The organism is uncultured Thiothrix sp., assembly GCF_937876535.1.
GTDB lineage: Bacteria > Pseudomonadota > Gammaproteobacteria > Thiotrichales > Thiotrichaceae > Thiolinea.
This window is the reverse complement of sequence record NZ_CALFHZ010000021.1, coordinates 279,893-296,841: the sequence shown is the minus strand read 5'-3', so window position 1 is coordinate 296,841 and position 16,949 is coordinate 279,893. Positions and strand designations below refer to the sequence as shown.

At 47.2% G+C, this 16,949-nt stretch carries 17 protein-coding genes; 9 read left to right on the top strand and 8 right to left on the bottom strand.

Features of this window, described 5'->3' with window-relative positions; translation table 11 throughout:
• Positions 1–2: 2 nt before the first annotated feature.
• The 5 genes from Q0230_RS15860 to gnd all read right to left on the bottom strand — a co-directional run bounded on the left by Q0230_RS15860 (position 3) and on the right by gnd (position 5,883).
• The gene (locus Q0230_RS15860; RefSeq protein WP_298611273.1) at positions 3–1,013 is read right to left on the bottom strand and encodes a LacI family DNA-binding transcriptional regulator; all 1,011 of its coding nucleotides are present in this window, start codon (positions 1,011–1,013) and stop codon (positions 3–5) included.
• 7 nt (positions 1,014–1,020) lie between these two features.
• Positions 1,021–2,022 carry an ABC transporter permease gene (locus tag Q0230_RS15855; protein ID WP_298611270.1) on the bottom strand — a complete coding sequence of 334 codons (1,002 nt, stop codon included), beginning with the start codon at positions 2,020–2,022 and terminating at the stop codon, positions 1,021–1,023.
• 29 nt (positions 2,023–2,051) lie between these two features.
• A complete protein-coding gene (locus Q0230_RS15850; protein WP_298611267.1) occupies positions 2,052–3,599 on the bottom strand; it encodes a sugar ABC transporter ATP-binding protein in 1,548 nt (515 codons plus the stop codon).
• Positions 3,600–3,674: 75 nt separating this feature from the next.
• Positions 3,675–4,634 (bottom strand): sugar ABC transporter substrate-binding protein, encoded by a 960-nt coding sequence (locus tag Q0230_RS15845; protein WP_298611263.1) that lies wholly within the window; start codon positions 4,632–4,634, stop codon positions 3,675–3,677.
• 232 nt (positions 4,635–4,866) lie between these two features.
• Positions 4,867–5,883, bottom strand: coding sequence for a phosphogluconate dehydrogenase (NAD(+)-dependent, decarboxylating) (gene gnd / locus Q0230_RS15840; RefSeq protein WP_298611260.1), 1,017 nt, complete (start codon positions 5,881–5,883; stop codon positions 4,867–4,869).
• Positions 5,884–6,274: 391 nt separating this feature from the next.
• Between gnd and Q0230_RS15835 the strand changes: the two genes are divergently transcribed.
• On the top strand, positions 6,275–6,760 hold the full coding sequence (locus Q0230_RS15835; protein WP_298611257.1) for an RDD family protein: 486 nt from the start codon (positions 6,275–6,277) through the stop codon (positions 6,758–6,760).
• Positions 6,761–6,799: 39 nt separating this feature from the next.
• Here Q0230_RS15835 and pqqB read toward each other — a convergent pair whose 3' ends face one another.
• Positions 6,800–7,717 (bottom strand): pyrroloquinoline quinone biosynthesis protein PqqB, encoded by a 918-nt coding sequence (pqqB, locus tag Q0230_RS15830; RefSeq protein WP_298611254.1) that lies wholly within the window; start codon positions 7,715–7,717, stop codon positions 6,800–6,802.
• A gap of 4 nt (positions 7,718–7,721) precedes the next feature.
• On the bottom strand, positions 7,722–7,802 hold the full coding sequence (gene pqqA / locus Q0230_RS19695; protein WP_367274146.1) for a pyrroloquinoline quinone precursor peptide PqqA: 81 nt from the start codon (positions 7,800–7,802) through the stop codon (positions 7,722–7,724).
• A gap of 162 nt (positions 7,803–7,964) precedes the next feature.
• On the opposite strand from pqqA, the gene Q0230_RS15825 reads away from it, so the two are divergent.
• Entirely contained in the window at positions 7,965–9,113 is a 1,149-nt protein-coding gene (locus tag Q0230_RS15825; protein WP_298611251.1) for a CaiB/BaiF CoA-transferase family protein, read from the top strand.
• A 55-nt stretch (positions 9,114–9,168) separates the two neighbouring features.
• Positions 9,169–9,549 carry a carboxymuconolactone decarboxylase family protein gene (locus Q0230_RS15820; RefSeq protein ID WP_298611248.1) on the top strand — a complete coding sequence of 127 codons (381 nt, stop codon included), beginning with the start codon at positions 9,169–9,171 and terminating at the stop codon, positions 9,547–9,549.
• 25 nt (positions 9,550–9,574) lie between these two features.
• Here the strand turns inward: Q0230_RS15820 and Q0230_RS15815 are convergent, their stop codons facing one another.
• The gene (locus tag Q0230_RS15815) at positions 9,575–10,501 is read right to left on the bottom strand and encodes a TetR/AcrR family transcriptional regulator (protein ID WP_298611217.1); all 927 of its coding nucleotides are present in this window, start codon (positions 10,499–10,501) and stop codon (positions 9,575–9,577) included.
• A gap of 244 nt (positions 10,502–10,745) precedes the next feature.
• Between Q0230_RS15815 and Q0230_RS15810 the strand changes: the two genes are divergently transcribed.
• From Q0230_RS15810 to Q0230_RS15785, 6 genes are read left to right on the top strand one after another with little or no spacing between them, the layout of a single operon-like run.
• Complete coding sequence (locus tag Q0230_RS15810; protein ID WP_298611214.1) at positions 10,746–11,783, top strand: branched-chain amino acid ABC transporter permease; 1,038 nt, start codon at positions 10,746–10,748, stop codon at positions 11,781–11,783.
• Positions 11,780–13,684: an AMP-binding protein gene (locus tag Q0230_RS15805; RefSeq protein WP_298611212.1), complete on the top strand. Its 1,905-nt coding sequence runs from the start codon at positions 11,780–11,782 to the stop codon at positions 13,682–13,684. Before Q0230_RS15810 ends, Q0230_RS15805 begins: the two co-directional genes overlap by 4 nt.
• A gap of 19 nt (positions 13,685–13,703) precedes the next feature.
• Positions 13,704–14,474 (top strand): crotonase/enoyl-CoA hydratase family protein, encoded by a 771-nt coding sequence (locus Q0230_RS15800; RefSeq protein WP_298611210.1) that lies wholly within the window; start codon positions 13,704–13,706, stop codon positions 14,472–14,474.
• Positions 14,471–15,736: a thiolase family protein gene (locus tag Q0230_RS15795; protein ID WP_298611208.1), complete on the top strand. Its 1,266-nt coding sequence runs from the start codon at positions 14,471–14,473 to the stop codon at positions 15,734–15,736. Before Q0230_RS15800 ends, Q0230_RS15795 begins: the two co-directional genes overlap by 4 nt.
• An 11-nt stretch (positions 15,737–15,747) precedes the next feature.
• Positions 15,748–16,515 carry an SDR family NAD(P)-dependent oxidoreductase gene (locus Q0230_RS15790; RefSeq protein ID WP_298611206.1) on the top strand — a complete coding sequence of 256 codons (768 nt, stop codon included), beginning with the start codon at positions 15,748–15,750 and terminating at the stop codon, positions 16,513–16,515.
• An 8-nt stretch (positions 16,516–16,523) separates the two neighbouring features.
• Positions 16,524–16,943 (top strand): thioesterase family protein, encoded by a 420-nt coding sequence (locus Q0230_RS15785; protein ID WP_298611204.1) that lies wholly within the window; start codon positions 16,524–16,526, stop codon positions 16,941–16,943.
• Positions 16,944–16,949 lie beyond the last annotated feature (6 nt).

Sequence of the window (16,949 nt, the reverse complement as noted above, 5' to 3'; positions counted from 1 at the left end):
GATTAAGCAAGGAATGGAGCCGTCGAATCCCGCACCGCTAATTCCGGCGTTAGGAGTAAAGCTTGAGTTTCACTGCGCCGCCCTTTAATCCGTTCCATCAGCATATCCACCGCATGAATCCCCATCGCTTGCTTAGGTTGGCGCACGGTGGTAAGCGGCGGATTGGTAAAACGAGATAATTCAATATCATCGAAACCCACAATGGATAAATCGCGTGGCACTTGTAAACCTTGCTCATGTATTGCCCGTAAAGCGCCAATTGCCATTAAGTCATTGCAGATCACCACGGCACTAGGCTTATCTGTTTGTGCATCCTGCCAATATGCTAATAGTTCCAGCATGGTTTCATAACCGCCTTGGCTGGTGAAATCACTATGCAACAATACAGAAGGTTTAACAGAGGCCCATTCTAACGCGGCCTGCCAACCTTTAACCCGCTGATCACTAGCGCTCAAACCTTTGGGTCCTGCAATACAGGCAATCTGGCGATGACGTAAAGCTATTAAATGTTGAGTAGCTAGTTTTGCGCCATGCTCATGCGCCGTTTCCACTAAATCGCAGAACTTATTATTGACCTCACGATCCACTAACACGACCGGAATAGTCAGCTTGGACGGTAAACGCCATTGATCTGGCTTACTAGCAGTAATCAGAATTAGACCATCGACGCGCTTTTCCCTTAAAATCTGTAGATATTTAGTTTGGCGCTCAGGCTTGTCATAGGTATTGCACAAAATCAGGTTATAGCCCAGCTCAAAACAACGCTCCTCAATACTGCGCATAATCTCGCTAAAATAGGGATTGGAGCAGTTGGGAACTAGCATCCCTAAGGTATGGGTGTGTTGGCTTTTTAGACTACGCGCCACACTGCTCGGCACATACGCTAATTCTTTAATCGCCACTTGTACGCGTTGGGTGGCCTCAGCGCCGACAAAGCGCGTGCCATTCACCACATGCGAAACCGTGGAGATAGAGACTTGGGCGTGTTTGGCTACATCTTTAATAGAAGTCATAGGGCAATTAGTGTGCAGACTGTAGGCGACGTTGACGCAGTGTATCAATAATCACCGCCACCACAATCACCACACCAGTAATAATACGCTTGCTCGGTTCACTAGCACCGATTTGCGCTAAACCGGCCTCTAGCACTGCAATGATTAATACACCGAAGAAAGTGGCCACCACCGAGCCGCGCCCACCCATTAAACTCGTTCCACCAATCACTACCGCAGCAATCACTTTTAACTCGATCCCAACCCCTGCATTCGGGTCGGCTGCCTCTAAACGTGCCGCTTGCATTAAACCGGCTAAAGCCGCTAATAAGCCCATCGCCGCAAATACGCTAATTCGAATTGGACGTGGGTCAATCCCTGCTAAACGCATGGCCTCTTCATTGGTGCCAATCCCAATCACATAGCGTCCAAAAATGGTACGAGTCAGCAGAATATGCCCAATCACTACGACGATGACCGCGATAATAAAAGCACTGGAAATACCGCCTGCCAAGGGTTGCGCTAAGCCACCCATTGCACTGCCTACATATTGAGTGCGTGAATCAGTGACTAAATAAGCACTGCCGCGAATCGCCTCCAATAAGCCTAGTGACACAATAAACGAGGGGATTTTCCAGACCACACTAATCGCACCATTTGCCGTGCCGCAAAACAAGCCGACCAGCAAGGCCAATAAGCCAGCAAATAATGGCGACCAATGCCATTGTAAAATCGCCACGGCACTGACCGCAGCACTCAGCGCCAACACCGAGCCAACCGATAAATCAATCCCCGCAATAATCAATACAAAGGTCATCCCTACCGCCATCACCGCTAAGCCCGGAATATCATTGGCAATGGTAATAAAGGTGTCAGCACTCCAAAAATACTCACTTTTTAGACTAAAAAACGCGATTAGCCCCAGCAAAACCACCAATAAGCCCAAATAGGTTGCCCACGGCGATTGCCAGAAAGAGGTTTTATGTTTATCCAGTTCGGGGCTTGAAGCTATGGGTTGGTTTGCTTGCATAACACTACCTATAGAAAAGAAGTTTTGAGCTAGCTTTGAGTGAAAGCGGCTTCTAAAAGTGCTTGTTCGGTCCACTCGCCGCGCTTAAATAAGGCGACTAAACGCCCCATACTCATTACGCCAATCCGATCACTCACCGCCATCAATTCGCGCAAATCGCTTGATACCATTACAATCGCCTTGCCATCAGCCGCCATTTGATTAATTTGCGCATAAATATCCGAGCGTGCGCCCACATCTACCCCACGTGTTGGCTCATCTAATAGCAGAATATCGCAGTCTTTTTCTAACCAGCGGGCAAACACCACTTTCTGTTGATTGCCACCGGATAAGGTCGCAACCGCCTGCTCTGCTCCAAAGGAACGAATCGCCAGCGCTTTAATCCATTTTGCTGCCAATACTTTTTCACGCAGACGCGCCACAAAGCCCTTCACCGCAATCCGTGCCGTATTCCCAAGACTAATATTGTGGGCAATGGATTGAGGGAGTAATAAACCTTGGGATTTGCGATCTTCGGTGACTAGCCCCAAACCGGCTTGAATAGCAGCTAAAGGACTAGACCAATTGGGGGTGATCTTGAGGAGTTGGTCTTTACGCTGAATTTGAATCTGCCCGCTATCGGCTTTATCTGCACCGAATAATAAACGCAAAAGCTCAGTGCGGCCTGAGCCAACTAAGCCTGCAATTCCTAAAATTTCGCCATGATGCAGCTCGAAACTGACTGCTTTAACCGCTTTAGCGCGCGAAATCTTTTCGACTTGTAAGGCAACACGGCCTTGTGGACGTGCTACTTGCTGGTTTAAATCGTCGACAGCGCGCCCCACCATACGTTGGACTAAGTCTTTCTCCTGCACCCCTGCCATCGCTCGAACATCAACCAAACGCCCATCACGTAAGACAGCAACTGTATCCGCAATTTTCTGTAGCTCTTCTAAGCGATGCGAAACATAGATAATCGCCACACCCTTCGCTTTTAATTCAGCAATTTGTTGGAAAAGATGAGTCGATTCGCGGGGAGTGAGCATTGCAGTAGGCTCATCCAGAATTAGCACTTGTAAGTTGTCTTGCAAATTACGCGCAATCTCCACCATCTGCTGCTGACCAATCCCTAGTTCAGAAACTAGGGTGTCAGGATTAAGCTGTCCCAAACCCATTTTATTAAGCTGCTGAATGGCGCGTTCGCGTAATGCCGTTTTATTTAACCAACCTAGATGGTGCGGCAAATGCCCCATTAACAAATTCTCAGCCACGGTCAGAGTGGGAATTAAACCCAATTCTTGCAAAACCATACGCACACCCTGCGTTTCTGCATCGCGCCGTGAGGATGGTGTATAGATTTGTCCATTGAGTAATAGTGAGCCGCTGGAAGCTGAGGTCAAGCCACAAATAATTTTGGAAACCGTACTTTTACCCGCGCCATTTTCTCCCGTCAGTGCCAAGACCTCGCCCCGTTGCAAGCTTAGCGTAATCTCTTCTAGCACTAAGGTTTGCGCGTAAGATTTGCTGATGGCCTTTAATTGCAGCACGGGAGTTGCCGAACTATTGATCGTGCTGGATGATGCAGAACTAAGATTCATAGCTGGCTCGCACGCTGATAGTAAGAAGCAAGCACTACCCTCACCTGAGATGAAGGTAGCTGGGTCGTGGCGATATTACTTAGAGTCTTTGGTCACTAGAACCACATCGGTTTTTACTTGAGCCTGCATATCATTTTGGGTTTGCTTGCCAGCAATCGCTTTCAAGGCCACTTCAATCCCAAACACCGCTTGTTTAGAGCCAAACTGATCAGCCGTGGCTAGTAAGCTGCCATCGGCTAATAAAGGCTTAACAGCACTGATATTATCGTAGCCGCCCACTAAGACCTGCCCTGTTTTATTGGCCGCTTTAATCGCTGCCACTGCGCCAATTGCCATGCTGTCATTGCCTGCTAACACGGCTTTTAAATCAGGATTTTCGCGCAAGAACGCCGAAGTGACTTTATTCCCACCATCAATTTCCCAATTACCAGATTGCACGCCAACAACCTTGATTTTGGCCGCATCCATAGCATCTTTATAACCCGCGGTGCGTTGCTGCGCATTGAAAGTAGTGGAAACCCCTTCAATAATCGCTACTTTATCGCCTTCCTTTAATTGCTTAGCCACATAATCGCCTACCAACTTAGCACCAGCACGATTATCCGGCCCCACAAACGGCACCACTAAACCTTTGTCTTTTAAAGCAGCTTGATCGAGTTGGTTATCAATATTGACCACCAACACCCCTTTATCGACGGCGGCTTTAATCGCTGGTACTAAGGCTTTGGAATCCGCAGGTGCAATGACGATGGCATTCACTTTTTGCGCCACCATTTGCTCAATAATTTTGATCTGTGCTGCGGTATCAGTTTCATCTTTAATCCCATTGGTGACTAAAGTGTATTTAGCAGCATTTTCTTTTTGATGTGCCTTCGCGCCCTCTTCCATCGATTGGAAGAATTCATTGGCTAGGGATTTCATAATTAAAGCGACTTTCGGGGCATCTTCGGCAAACACTGGACTCGCCCAGATACTGCTCATTAAACCCAAACTAGCCAGCATAGCAAATGCAAATTTACGACGTGAAATAGTCATAATGATCTCCTCCAAATGACAGTTTTTCCTTCCTACCTTTTTACAGCCTACTCCAAAAAAACGTTTGCGCAAACGTTTTTCTGTAAAATAGACCAAGATTTTAAAAGATAAAACCGATGGATTTATCGGGAATAATTTATAAAACGGGGAGGAGAAAGTAATTGTATATGGGCTGAGCAGCTCACGCAGTCAGCCTGAAACAATAAGGCAGCTTTAAGAGCTAATTGGCCACTTAGTTTTTCTTTTCTAAATGTCCACCAAAACCATAACGCATCGCGGACAACACTTTATAAGCATAATCTTCCTGCCCACGCGACTCGAAGCGCGAATACAAGGCAGTCGTAATCACTGGCGCAGGCACACCCTCTTCCACCGCCGCTTGTACTGTCCAGCGCCCCTCACCTGAATCTGCTACATGCCCTGCAAAACTGTCTAAGTTCGGATCATTGTGTAGAGCAGCAGCAGTCAAATCGAGCAACCATGAACCGACCACACTGCCGCGCCGCCAAACTTCGGTAATACTTTTAATATCAAAGTCATATTGATAATGTTCAGGATGGCGTAATGGTGTCGTTTCTGCATCTTTGGCATGATCTTGCTTCCCTACATTTGCGCTATGCAGAATATTCAAACCTTCCGCAAATGCAGCCATTAGCCCATATTCAATGCCGTTGTGCACCATTTTCACAAAATGCCCAGCACCACTTGAACCACAATACAGATAACCCTGTTCAGCCGCAGAAACTGGCAAACTTTCTAAAGCTTTGGTACGCGGCGCAGTTTCTACACCGGGTGCTAAGGCTTGGAAAATGGGTTCTAAATGATCAGCTGCCTCTTTATCACCACCAATCATTAAGCAATAACCACGTTCTAAACCCCATACACCGCCACTCACGCCTACATCCAAATAATGAACACCCAACTCAGCAAAAGCTTGGTGGCGACGAATATCATCGTGGTAATACGAATTCCCACCATCGACCACAATATCGCCTGCTTGCAGCAAAGGCTTCAATTCCTCCAACACGCTATCCACAATCGCTGCTGGTAACATTAAGCATAAAGCACGCGGAGTTTGTAACTTAGCAACAAACTCTGTCAAAGACGGTGCTGGAACTCCACCTTGCTGCTCTAGAGCTTGTAAAGCTTGCGGATTACGATCAAAACCCACGCATTCATGCCCGACACGCATAATCCGCGTCGCCATATTCGCGCCCATTCGCCCCAAACCAATAATGCCAAATTGCATGGAATGCTCCTTTTAATCACAAAGACGAGTTATGCACTCAAAGCATAGCCCGAAATCATTGCATCATCCGTAGAAGCTTAGTGCTCAGCTAGTAAGCTTGTTTTAGTTGAGGGAAAAATCTATGACTTTGATTTTAAAAGCAAGTAGTTGATTAACACTGATTTATGGCAGCGTTCTTATTATGGGCTTAGGAGTAATAAGGTGCTTGCTTTAGCCTTTAGATTGAAAGCTAAGTTAAGTTTATTGCCTTAGTCGAGCTATAAATCTGCTTACTAGCTTTTATATCAAGACCATAGAGCAAGTCGCTGCCATTTAGCTGTGAATTTAAACTTAATTTTATTCGAGCTGCTATTCTGGTTATTAATAATTAAAATCAATCGAGGATAATGCTATGCAGAGTGCCGAATCAATTTATGCAGCCCCCAAAAGTCATATTGAGGATCTAACCCTAGGAAGAGCCGAAACTGGCTTGATTCCTGCAGATAAAAACCGACGTTTTACTAATTTTTTAATAGATACAGCCGCTTACTATGCTTTAGTATTTGCAATTGGCTTCTTAGTTGGGGTTTTAGGCTACTTAACTGAAGTAAATGTTATGGCGTTTCTTGGCAATCCTGTGGGTGAATGGGTCTTTATTATAGGGATTCTGCTTTTATATTACGTTCCTCTGGAATATTACACGGGTCGCAGCTTAGGGAAATTAGTAACAGGGACTTATGTAGTAAGCATGGATGGTTCCAAGCCAAGTTTTAAGCAGATTTTCTTACGTTCACTAGCTCGTTTCGTACCTTTTGAACCATTTTCGTTTTTAGGCAAAACCAATAGTGGTTGGCATGACAAATGGACTAACACACAAGTGTGTTATAAGAATAAATAGTTAATCACCTAAGCCATTATTCGCAATGGATAATGGCTTTTAAAGCTCCAACAACATCCCATCAAATGACACTTCAATCCCAGCCGCAGTCAACTCTCCACGCTCTTTTGAATTCTCATCCAGAATCGGATTGGTATTATTAATATGAATCAGAATCTTGCGCGTATCAGGAAAATTCGCGAGCCACTCGATCATTCCACCCTCACCCGATTGCGGTAAATGCCCCATTTCGCGCGCAAGCTTATGCCCGACTTGGCGGCGTGACATTTCATCATCTGTCCAACAAGTACCATCAACTAATACGCAATCGGCATTTTCAAAATAGGGGCGTAAATGCGCTTCGATTTCACCTAAACCAGGGGCATAGAATAATTTACCGCCACTTTGGGTATCCTCAAACCAGAATCCCACATTATCCCCTTCACTCGGATTATACCGATGCGGTGAATAAGGCGGTGCTTTGCTGTGTAAAGGTACAGGCGTGACACGTAAATGTTCAAGCTTAGGAATGCTTAAAGCCGAACCATCCAACGCTAAAATATGCCGATTCACCCCGCAATAATGCGAAAGCATATTCAATACCGGAAAGCCAGTGGTTAAATCCTCATACACACTATCAGTACAGTACAACTCTAGTGGCTGTTTACTTTCGCGCAGAATCAATAACCCTGTAGTGTGATCAATTTGGCTATCCGCAAGCAATACGGCACTAATGCCGGTATCACGCAAGCCACGTGCCGGTTGCAGATAGTGATGTAGCGTATTGATTTGGGTGCGAATATCAGGAGAGGCATTCACCAAAAGCCAGTGAATCTTATCGGTGGAAATTGCAATCGATGACTGCATGCGTGCCTGAGCTTGGACTGTGCCATTACGCACACCCGCACACATTGGACAATTACAGTTCCACTGCGGGAAACCACCGCCCGCAGCAGAACCAAGCACTAAGGCATACAATCGCTTAGCGATTCATTACATACAGATTGATTTCAAATCCGTAACGCATATCTTTGAAAGTTGGTTTTGTCCAAGATTTTTTCATGGGTCTCTCCTCAGTTGGTTTATCGGAAACTTTACTATAAGCACCTTAGGTTGGAGAAAGGTTGGGCACTTAAAACTTAAGATCGATTTAGCTTACTTTAAAAATTCTAAAATATACAAGTCAATGTTAATCTGACTTCATTACTGAGGAGTTAGAATGATCATGGAGCAAAGCTACCAGCCATTAGCAGGCATTCGTGTGATAGAAATTAGCCACATGATTATGGGGCCATCTGCAGGTTTTTTCTTGGCCTCACTGGGTGCTGAAGTCATCAAAATCGAGCCACCCGATGGTGATAAAACCCGCTTACTCACTGGTATGGGGCGTGGCTTTTTCCCCACTTTCAATCGGGGCAAAAAATCGGTTGTTTTAGACACTAAGACACCCGAAGGTTTAGCGAGTTTACATGAAATTATTAGCACCGCTGATGTCTTCCTTGAAAACTTCCGTGATGGCTCAATGGAAAAAATGGCTTTGTCACCAGACCAACTACAGGCTAAATACCCAGCGCTAATTATTGCTTCCTGCAAAGGTTTTCTCCACGGCCCTTATGAAAATCGCACAGCGATGGATGAAGTCGTACAAATGATGACTGGCATGGCTTATATGACTGGGCCTAAAGGTCGCCCCTTGCGTATTGGGTCTTCAACGGTAGATATTACGGGTGGTTTATTCACTGCTTTTGCTGTATTAGCCTCCCTCTTCAAACGCCAACAAGATGGGCAAGGCCATCAAATCCGCACGGGTTTATTTGAAAGCTGCTTATTGCTGGTCATGCAGCACATGGTGCAATTTGATTTAGAGGGCACTGAATCCCCCCCGATGCCTAACCGCGAATTTTCATGGCCGATTTATGATATTTTCACCACTCAAGATGAACGCTCGATTTTCATTGGTGCGATTACAGGCGGTCATTGGGAAGTCGTGTGCCGTCTATTGGGTTTAGAACCATTATTGACCGACCCTCGCTTGCAGACGCGCATGGATCAAATCAATAATCGTGAATGGACGATTCCTATTGTCGAAGCAGCCGTCGCCACTTTCAATTATGCAGAGCTCACACCGATTTTAGAGCAGCAAGGTATTCCGTTTGGCCCCGTGTCACGCCCTGTGGAAATGTATGATGATCCCCATGTGAATCGTCCGAATGGCTTAATTACTTCAGTCGATAACGCAACCGGCCAAGCCTATCGAGCACCCGGTTTGCCGTTTGAAATTGATGGACAGCCTCTATTTCCTACTGATCCTGATCTACCTGCAATTGGTCAGCATACCGAAGCAGTCTTAGCCGCCTTGAAACAGAAAATTTAAGTAAACCTTGTACTCGTTTTAAACTAGGCCTTTTTAAGCTTTGGAGTTTGGGCTAATGAGTGCTGAAAAAGGTTTGCAAACACGTACAGAAGTGATGGGAGCGGATTTTGTAGAACGGGCTTTAACCAATACCAATGAATTCAATGCGCCTTTGCAAGAGTGGATTAATGCCCATGCTTGGGGTTCGGTCTGGCAGCGGGAAGGTTTACCACGGCAAACCCGCTCTTTAGTCACGATTGCCATGCTCACTGCGCTGAAATGCACTACCGAATTAAAAGGCCATGTGCGCGGTGCTTTGAATAATGGTTGCAGCGTGGCAGAAATTCGCGAAGTACTGCTACATTCAGCGGTCTATTGCGGCGTACCTGCGACTCAAGAAGCATTTCGGGCAGCTCAGGAGGTTATTAGTGAATGGCAAACTAAGCAAACCCAGTGAATCGGTTTAAAGCTAGAGCCAAGCTCTAAGCTTGAGCTTGGCCTTCCACGCCCAAACGCAACATATCAATCATCTGTTCAGAAATTTGCTCAGGGCTTAGTTTACCTTCGTGATACCAAACATACACCCAGTTCATCGCTCCCAATAGTTGCAAACGTAATAGAGTGCGGTTTACTGCTGGTTTTAGTGGCAACTGCGCAATCAGTGCTTTAATCACATCCTCATACGCATCCCGATCTGCACGAATCATATCCAATAAGCGCGGATGTCCAGTGAGTGCAAGGCTATGCCCAGTCAAACGATCAATCGCTGAGCCGCCCACCATGCCATTAATATGCACGGTAAAAGCCCGCTTTAGACGTTCCCAAGGATCACTTACCTCATGAGTCGCAAGCCGCATTTGTAGCATGACCGAGCGGAAACCTTCTTGGTGTACCGCCATATAAAGTTCTTCTTTTGAAGAGAAATAGTGATAAACCGACCCTGGCAATAAACCGGCTTGGCTGGCAATATCCCGAATCGTGGTACGGTCAAAGCCTTGGGTTGAAAACAATTCAGCGGCCGCATTCAGAATAATCCGCTGCCGATCTAAAGGCTCTAATTCAGATTCAGGTAGGTTTGCAGGTTCATCCTCTGCCAGCTCACCTTGGGCTAAGCGTGTACTTAATAAGCCTCGCTCTAAATAGCGGCGCTGATTTAAAGTCAGACTTTCCAAGCAGCCAGCGTTTTCTGCCGCCAACGCTTGTAAACGCTTTACGGCAGTTTCTAAACCATATTTTTGCCAAATATAACGCACGCCTGAGGCGGAAATTTGTAAGCCCGCACGTTGTAGACGAGTAGCCACCGCTGCTTGGCCTAATTCGGGTAGCTCACGCGCTAAGCGTAAAATTTCAGCTTCAACGGCATTGACTTGTTCAGTGGCTAACACAGGCTGGTTTTCTGCCTGATTCATGATCTTTTTCCTCGGTCACAGAGGCTAATGCTTGTTAGCCCCACTTAAACTTAACCACAGCATACCTAAGCCTTGATTTACCCCGCAAGCCTCCGACTAACTAGTTAGTCATAAGCCCCTACTAACTAAACAAATTAGTACAAACTAATTAATAAAACAACTGTTTGACAAGTTAGTTTTTAACTGTTACTTTGCAAATCATTCATAACGCGCTACGCGATCCATACGACAGGAGGAGGTCTATGTGGATTTACAGATAGCATTAATTCTCGGGCAAGATGGCATCACCAACGGTGCAATCTATGCGCTACTCGCACTTGCCCTTGTACTTGTGTTTGCAGTAACACGAGTTATCTTTATCCCTCAAGGTGAGTTCGTCGCGTATGGCGCTTTGACCATGGCTACGCTGCAAACTGGCACTGCTCCCGCTACGATTTGGTTATTAGTTGTCCTAGGTATTGCTGTTTCTTTGCTAGATGGAATACAGGCAGTACGCACTAAGCGCAATGACAAACTCATCAAAACTTTGTTATGGAATCTAGCCTATCCGCTGATCCTGCTAGCGATCCTGTTCTTATTGCCTTTAGCGAAACTCCCCATGCTTGTACAAATGGTTCTGACCTTAGCGGTAATCGTACCGATGGGGCCGATGTTGTATCGCTTGGTGTATCAGCCCTTAGCCGATGCTTCGGTGTTGATTCTGTTGATTCTGTCAGTGGCTTTGCACTTGTCGATGGTGGGTTTAGGTCTACTTTTCTTTGGCGCGGAAGGCCAACGCACACCTGCATTTAGTGATGCCAGTTTAGACTTAGGTGCTTTAACCGTTTCTGGTCAAACTTTAGTGGTCGTTCTGACCTCACTAGCTTGTATCGCTGCTTTGTATTTCTTCTTTGAACGCACTCTTTACGGTAAAGCTTTACGTGCCACTGCCATTAATCGAGTCGGTGCGCGCTTAATGGGAATTCGCCCCGCCTTAGCGGGTAAGATCACCTTTTTAGTCGCCACCCTAATTGGGGCTTTCTCTGGTGTATTGATTGCACCCATTACTACGATCTACTACGACACTGGCTTTTTGATTGGCCTGAAAGGTTTCGTTGCGGCCATTATTGGTGGCTTAGCCAGCTATCCGTTAGCTGCTTTAGGCGCTTTACTGGTCGGTTTGCTGGAAGCTTTCTCATCTTTCTGGGCAAGTGAATATAAAGAAGTGATCGTGTTCACCCTGATTATTCCTGTCTTACTCTGGCGTTCTTTGAAAAGCACCCATGTGGAGGATGAAGAATGAAATTCGCGCTATCTCCACGAATCCTAGTTGGCATTTTCTTAGTGTTAGCAATAGCTGCGCCCTTAGTGCTGCCGGCTTTCCATATCACCTTAATGAACTACATTGGTTTATATGCCTTAGTCGCTTTGGGCTTAGTGCTCTTGACCGGAGTGGGCGGTTTAACCAGTTTCGGTCAAGCGGCCTTTGTCGGCTTGGGGGCTTATACCACTGCGGTTTTAACCACTCAATTCCATGCTTCACCGTGGTTAGGTTTGCTTGCAGGCATCGTGATTACGCTGGGGGTAGCCTTTATTTTGGGTGCTCTCACTCTGCGGCTTTCTGGTCACTATTTGCCCCTCGGTACCATTGCTTGGGGGATTAGCCTCTACTTCCTGTTTGGCACGATGGAAACTTTAGGCGGACATACTGGCTTATCGGGTATCCCACCGATTTCGATTTTTGGCTGGGCTTTAGATGAAGGTCAGGAAATTTTCTATCTGATTTTATTCTTTCTCCTGCTCGCTATGTTGGCTACCAGCAACTTACTGGATTCACGTGAAGGTCGCGCCATTCGTGCTCTGAAAGGCGGGCGGGTGATGGCAGAAGCAATGGGAGTGAATACCCTACGTTCACGTATGACCATCTTTTTAATTGCCGCCTTGTTCGCTTGTGTTTCTGGTTGGTTGTATGATACGATTGCTAAATTCTTGTTTACTTCTGGCTCAACGGGTGTGCCCAAAGCGGTCATTAATACCCAACGAATGCTCTGCTCAAATCAGCAAGCGAAGGCACAAGCTTGGCCTTTCTTAAAAACCGAAAAGCCAGTATTAGTCGATTGGCTGCCTTGGAGCCATACCTTTGGCAGCAATCACAACTTTAATATGGTGCTGTCTTGGGGCGGCAGCCTGTATTTAGATGAAGGTAAACCTGTCCCTGGTTTACTGGCAAAAACGGTTAAGAATTTACGCGAAGTTTCTCCAACGGTTTATTTCAGCGTGCCGCGTGCTTATGACATGCTAATTCCACTATTGCGTGAAGACCAAACTTTACGTGAAAACTTCTTCCGTAATCTGCGATATATCTTCTATGCCGGTGCTGCCCTGCCTCAACATTTATGGACAGCCATGCAAGAGTTGGCCGCAACTGTACCGGGCTGTGAAACTATGTTGGTGTCTTCTTGGGGTTCCACAGAGACTGCACCGATGGCGACTGATTGCCATTTTCAAGCCGAGCGTTCGGGCGTGGTGGGTGTACCTGTACCGGGTACGACGCTGAAATTAGTGCCGAATGCAGGCAAATTAGAAGTACGAGTGAAAGGCCCGAATGTCTTCCCAGGCTATTGGAAAAATCCTGAAGCCACTGAAAAAGCCTTTGATGCCGATGGTTTTTATCTGATTGGCGATGCGATGAAATTTGTTGATCCTAAGCGCCCCGAATTAGGTCTACTCTTTGATGGACGTGTCAGTGAGGATTTTAAGTTGCTGACAGGCACTTGGGTGCATGTGGGTGCGATTCGGGTGGCTGGTATCGATGCCCTCAAACCGGTTGCTCAAGACATTGTGGTTACTGGGCATGATCGCAGCACAGTGGGTTTCTTGGTCTTCCCGAATGTGCCAGAATGCCGCCGCCTTTGTCCTGATCTACCTGCTGATGCTACGGTTGAAGACGTGTTAGCGCATCCTGCAGTGCGCACTTGTGTCGCTCAAGGCTTACGCTCGATGCGGGCAAATGGCAGTGGCTCTTCCATGTTTGCCTCCAATGCTTTGTTAATGGCTGAGCCACCCTCTGTGGAAGCAGGTGAAATTACCGATAAAGGCTATCTTAATCAGCGCTTGGTATTGAACCGCCGCGCTCATCTGGTAAATGCACTGTATGCAGAGCAGCCAGAGCAAACCGTCATTCAATTAACACTAGAAGGCTGAAGCCCGAAAGGATATGCCCATGAGCGAACAATTAGTCAAAACCTCCTATGAGGAGACTATTTATACGGTAACTTTAGCGCGCCCGGCAAAACGCAATGCTGTCAGTGACCGCCTCCTTGCTGCTTTAGAGCAAGCTTTAATTGCTACGCCAGAAGGCACGCGTGTCATTATTTTGGCCGGCGAAGGTAAGCATTTCTGTGCGGGCTTAGATTTATCTGAACATCAACATCGTGAACCGTTTGGGGTTATGCAGCATTCGCGGGGCTGGCATCGGATTTTTGATCGGATTCAAAATGGTGGGATTCCCGTAGTGGCTGCTATGCAAGGTGCAGTGATTGGTGGCGGCTTAGAATTAGCCACAGCCACGCATGTGCGCATCTCCGAACCTAGCACGATTTATCAATTGCCTGAAGGCCGTCACGGTATTTTCGTGGGGGGGGGTGCTTCAGTACGGGTTGCTACCATTATTGGTGCGGGGCGCATGTGCGAAATGATGCTCACAGGCCGAATTCTCGATGCGGATGAAGGCATGCGCTTAGGTTTAGCCCATTACTTAGTCGGTGAAGGTGAAAGCCTCGCTAAAGCTCAACAACTCGCCAAACGCATTGCAGAAAATGCGCCAATGGCGAATTGGGCGATGGTTTCGGCGATTTCACGCATCAACAATATGGCCTCAGATGATGGCCTATTTGTCGAATCACTCACGGCAGCCCTGACGCAAACTAGCCCCGAAGTCGTAGAGCGCATCGGGCATTTCCTTAATCGTACTGGCAAAGGCCCACAAACATGAATACAAACCCTAACCCTTTTGCTGACTCCGAAGCAGCAGCACTGACTGCCAGCTACGATGATATTTGGTTAGTCGCAGGTCAGCGTACTCCCTTTGCAGACTATAACGGCCTGCTGCGAGATGTCGCGCCCACTGACTTAGGCATTTATGCAGCGCGCAGTTTATTTGCAACCAGCGGCATTTCTGCGTCTGAAGTCAATGCCATTATCGCGGGCAATATGGCGCAAGCCAGCTTCGATGCCTATTTCCTCCCCCGGCACATTGGACTGTATGCTGGTGTCAACGCCAATGTGCCGGCCTTATTAGTACAGCGCCTCTGCTGTACGGGCTTTGAGACTATCCTCACCGCTGCCGACCAAATCAGTTTAGGCAAAGCAAAAGTAGTACTTTGTGTGGGGACTGAATCCATGTCACGCAACCCGATTGCGGCTTATACGCACCGCTCTGGGTTCCGCATGGGTCAAGTGGAGTTTAAAGACTTCCTCTGGGAAGCAACCAAAGATACCGCACCCGGTATTGGTATGGGTGATACCGCTGAAAACCTTGCGAAGCGCTATAACATTAGCCGCGAAGAAGTGGATCGCTTTGCTGAAGAAAGCTTTGCCCGTGCAGCCACAGCTTGGGAAACAGGCTACTTCAAGCCAGAAGTGAGCACTGTTGTGAATAGCCAATGGGATTTAGAGGGCTATAAATCCAGAAGTTTGAAACTCGCCGATCGTGCACAAAGCTTTGAACGCGATAGCCATGTGCGTGCTACCAGTTTTGAAACTTTACAAAAACTCAAACCCGCCTTTGGTGGCATCCAAACTGGTGGCAATAGCTCAGCGATTGTGGATGGTGCAGCAGCAGTGTTAGTAGCGCATGGCGATTGGGTACGCGCCCACGGCTTAAAGCCGATTGCGAGGATTGTAAATGGCGCAGCGGTTGCGGTTCCGCCCGAAATTATGGGCATCGGCCCTGCTCCGGCGATTCGTGCAGCGGCGAAAAAGGCGGGCATTCAAGTTAGCGATATTGATCGGGTTGAAATTAATGAAGCCTTTGGCGCACAGTATTTAGCTTGCGAACGTGAACTGGGTTTAGAGCGTTCCAAAGCGAATGTGAATGGCGGTGCGATTGCGATTGGTCATCCTTTAGGAGCTTCGGGGGTACGTTTAAGCCTTACGGCAGCGCGCGCAGCACAGCAAGCTGGGTTAAAATACAGTGTGGCCTCTGCCTGTGCGGGGGGGGGTCAAGGTGTCGCAATTTTGCTTGAGAATGTATAACAGGAGGAGTTATGGAGTTTGCTAACAATACATTTATCGTCACGGGTGGTGCTTCAGGCTTAGGTGAAGCCACAGTACGCGCCTTGCATGCACACGGGGCGAATGTGGTTATTGCGGATTTGAATACGGAGCAAGGTGAGGCTTTAGCCAAAGCGCTGGGGCAGCAAACTGTCTTTAGTCGCACCAATGTTGCTGATGAAGCCGATGCGCAAAATACTGTCAATTTAGCTGTAACGAAGTTTGGGCAATTACGCGGCTTGGTTAATTGCGCTGGGATTGGTGGTGCTGCCAAAGTCTTAGGTAAAAATGGCCCGCATCCTTTAGCCGAATTCACTCGCACTATTCAAGTTAATCTGGTCGGTAGCTTCAATATGGCGCGCTTAGCTGCAGCAGCCATGGCAAGTTTAGAGCCAGTAGCTGAAGGTGAGCGTGGTGTCATTATCAATACCGCCTCGATTGCTGCTTATGATGGGCAAATCGGCCAAGCGGCTTATGCCGCTTCCAAAGGTGGCGTGATTGCGATGACTTTGCCAATGGCGCGTGAGTTAGCAAAAAATGGCATTCGTGTCGTCACAATTGCGCCGGGTTTATTTATGACGCCGATGATGGCTTCTTTGTCACCCGAAATTCAGCAATCCTTAGGTGAATCCGTCCCTTACCCACCACGCTTAGGTTATCCATCTGAGTTTGCGAATATGGTGTGCTCGATTGTGACTAATATTATGCTGAATGGCGAAACGATCCGTTTGGATGGTGCGCTACGCATGGCTCCACGCTAGGAGACGAGATGACACGCACGAATATTTATCGCTATCGGATTGCCTTTAGCGACTGTGACCCTGCGCAAATTGTTTTTTTTGCCAACTATTTCAAATGGTTTGATACCGCCAGCCGTGAGTTTTTCACTGCTTGCGGTATTCCGAGCTGGCGTGATACCGCCCGTGAGCGCGGCATTATTGGTACACCCTTAGTCGATGCTCAAGCCAGCTTTAAAAACTCTGCCACCTATGGCGAAGACATTGAAATCGAATCATGGGTTGAAGAATGGCGCGGTAAAAGTTTTGTGATGAAGCATGTGGCACGGCGAGATGGCACAGTACTTTGTGAAGGTCGCGAAGTGCGTGTATTTGCGATGCAAGATCCAGAAAATAGCTTACGGATTAAAGCCTTACCTATCCCTGAGGATATTCGCACTGCCTGCGAATAAATAAGG

What these genes read in the sequence shown, in the direction of transcription:
- Q0230_RS15860 (WP_298611273.1), bottom strand. Translation starts at nt 1,013, where the DNA reads ATGACTTCTATTAAAGATGTAGCCAAACACGCCCAAGTCTCTATCTCC.
- Q0230_RS15855 (WP_298611270.1), bottom strand. Translation starts at nt 2,022, where the DNA reads ATGCAAGCAAACCAACCCATAGCTTCAAGCCCCGAACTGGATAAACAT.
- Q0230_RS15850 (WP_298611267.1), bottom strand. Translation starts at nt 3,599, where the DNA reads ATGAATCTTAGTTCTGCATCATCCAGCACGATCAATAGTTCGGCAACT.
- Q0230_RS15845 (WP_298611263.1), bottom strand. Translation starts at nt 4,634, where the DNA reads ATGACTATTTCACGTCGTAAATTTGCATTTGCTATGCTGGCTAGTTTG.
- gnd (WP_298611260.1), bottom strand. Translation starts at nt 5,883, where the DNA reads ATGCAATTTGGCATTATTGGTTTGGGGCGAATGGGCGCGAATATGGCG.
- Q0230_RS15835 (WP_298611257.1), top strand. Translation starts at nt 6,275, where the DNA reads ATGCAGAGTGCCGAATCAATTTATGCAGCCCCCAAAAGTCATATTGAG.
- pqqA (WP_367274146.1), bottom strand. Translation starts at nt 7,802, where the DNA reads ATGAAAAAATCTTGGACAAAACCAACTTTCAAAGATATGCGTTACGGA.
- Q0230_RS15825 (WP_298611251.1), top strand. Translation starts at nt 7,965, where the DNA reads ATGGAGCAAAGCTACCAGCCATTAGCAGGCATTCGTGTGATAGAAATT.
- Q0230_RS15820 (WP_298611248.1), top strand. Translation starts at nt 9,169, where the DNA reads ATGAGTGCTGAAAAAGGTTTGCAAACACGTACAGAAGTGATGGGAGCG.
- Q0230_RS15815 (WP_298611217.1), bottom strand. Translation starts at nt 10,501, where the DNA reads ATGAATCAGGCAGAAAACCAGCCTGTGTTAGCCACTGAACAAGTCAAT.
- Q0230_RS15805 (WP_298611212.1), top strand. Translation starts at nt 11,780, where the DNA reads ATGAAATTCGCGCTATCTCCACGAATCCTAGTTGGCATTTTCTTAGTG.
- Q0230_RS15800 (WP_298611210.1), top strand. Translation starts at nt 13,704, where the DNA reads ATGAGCGAACAATTAGTCAAAACCTCCTATGAGGAGACTATTTATACG.
- Q0230_RS15795 (WP_298611208.1), top strand. Translation starts at nt 14,471, where the DNA reads ATGAATACAAACCCTAACCCTTTTGCTGACTCCGAAGCAGCAGCACTG.
- Q0230_RS15790 (WP_298611206.1), top strand. Translation starts at nt 15,748, where the DNA reads ATGGAGTTTGCTAACAATACATTTATCGTCACGGGTGGTGCTTCAGGC.
- Q0230_RS15785 (WP_298611204.1), top strand. Translation starts at nt 16,524, where the DNA reads ATGACACGCACGAATATTTATCGCTATCGGATTGCCTTTAGCGACTGT.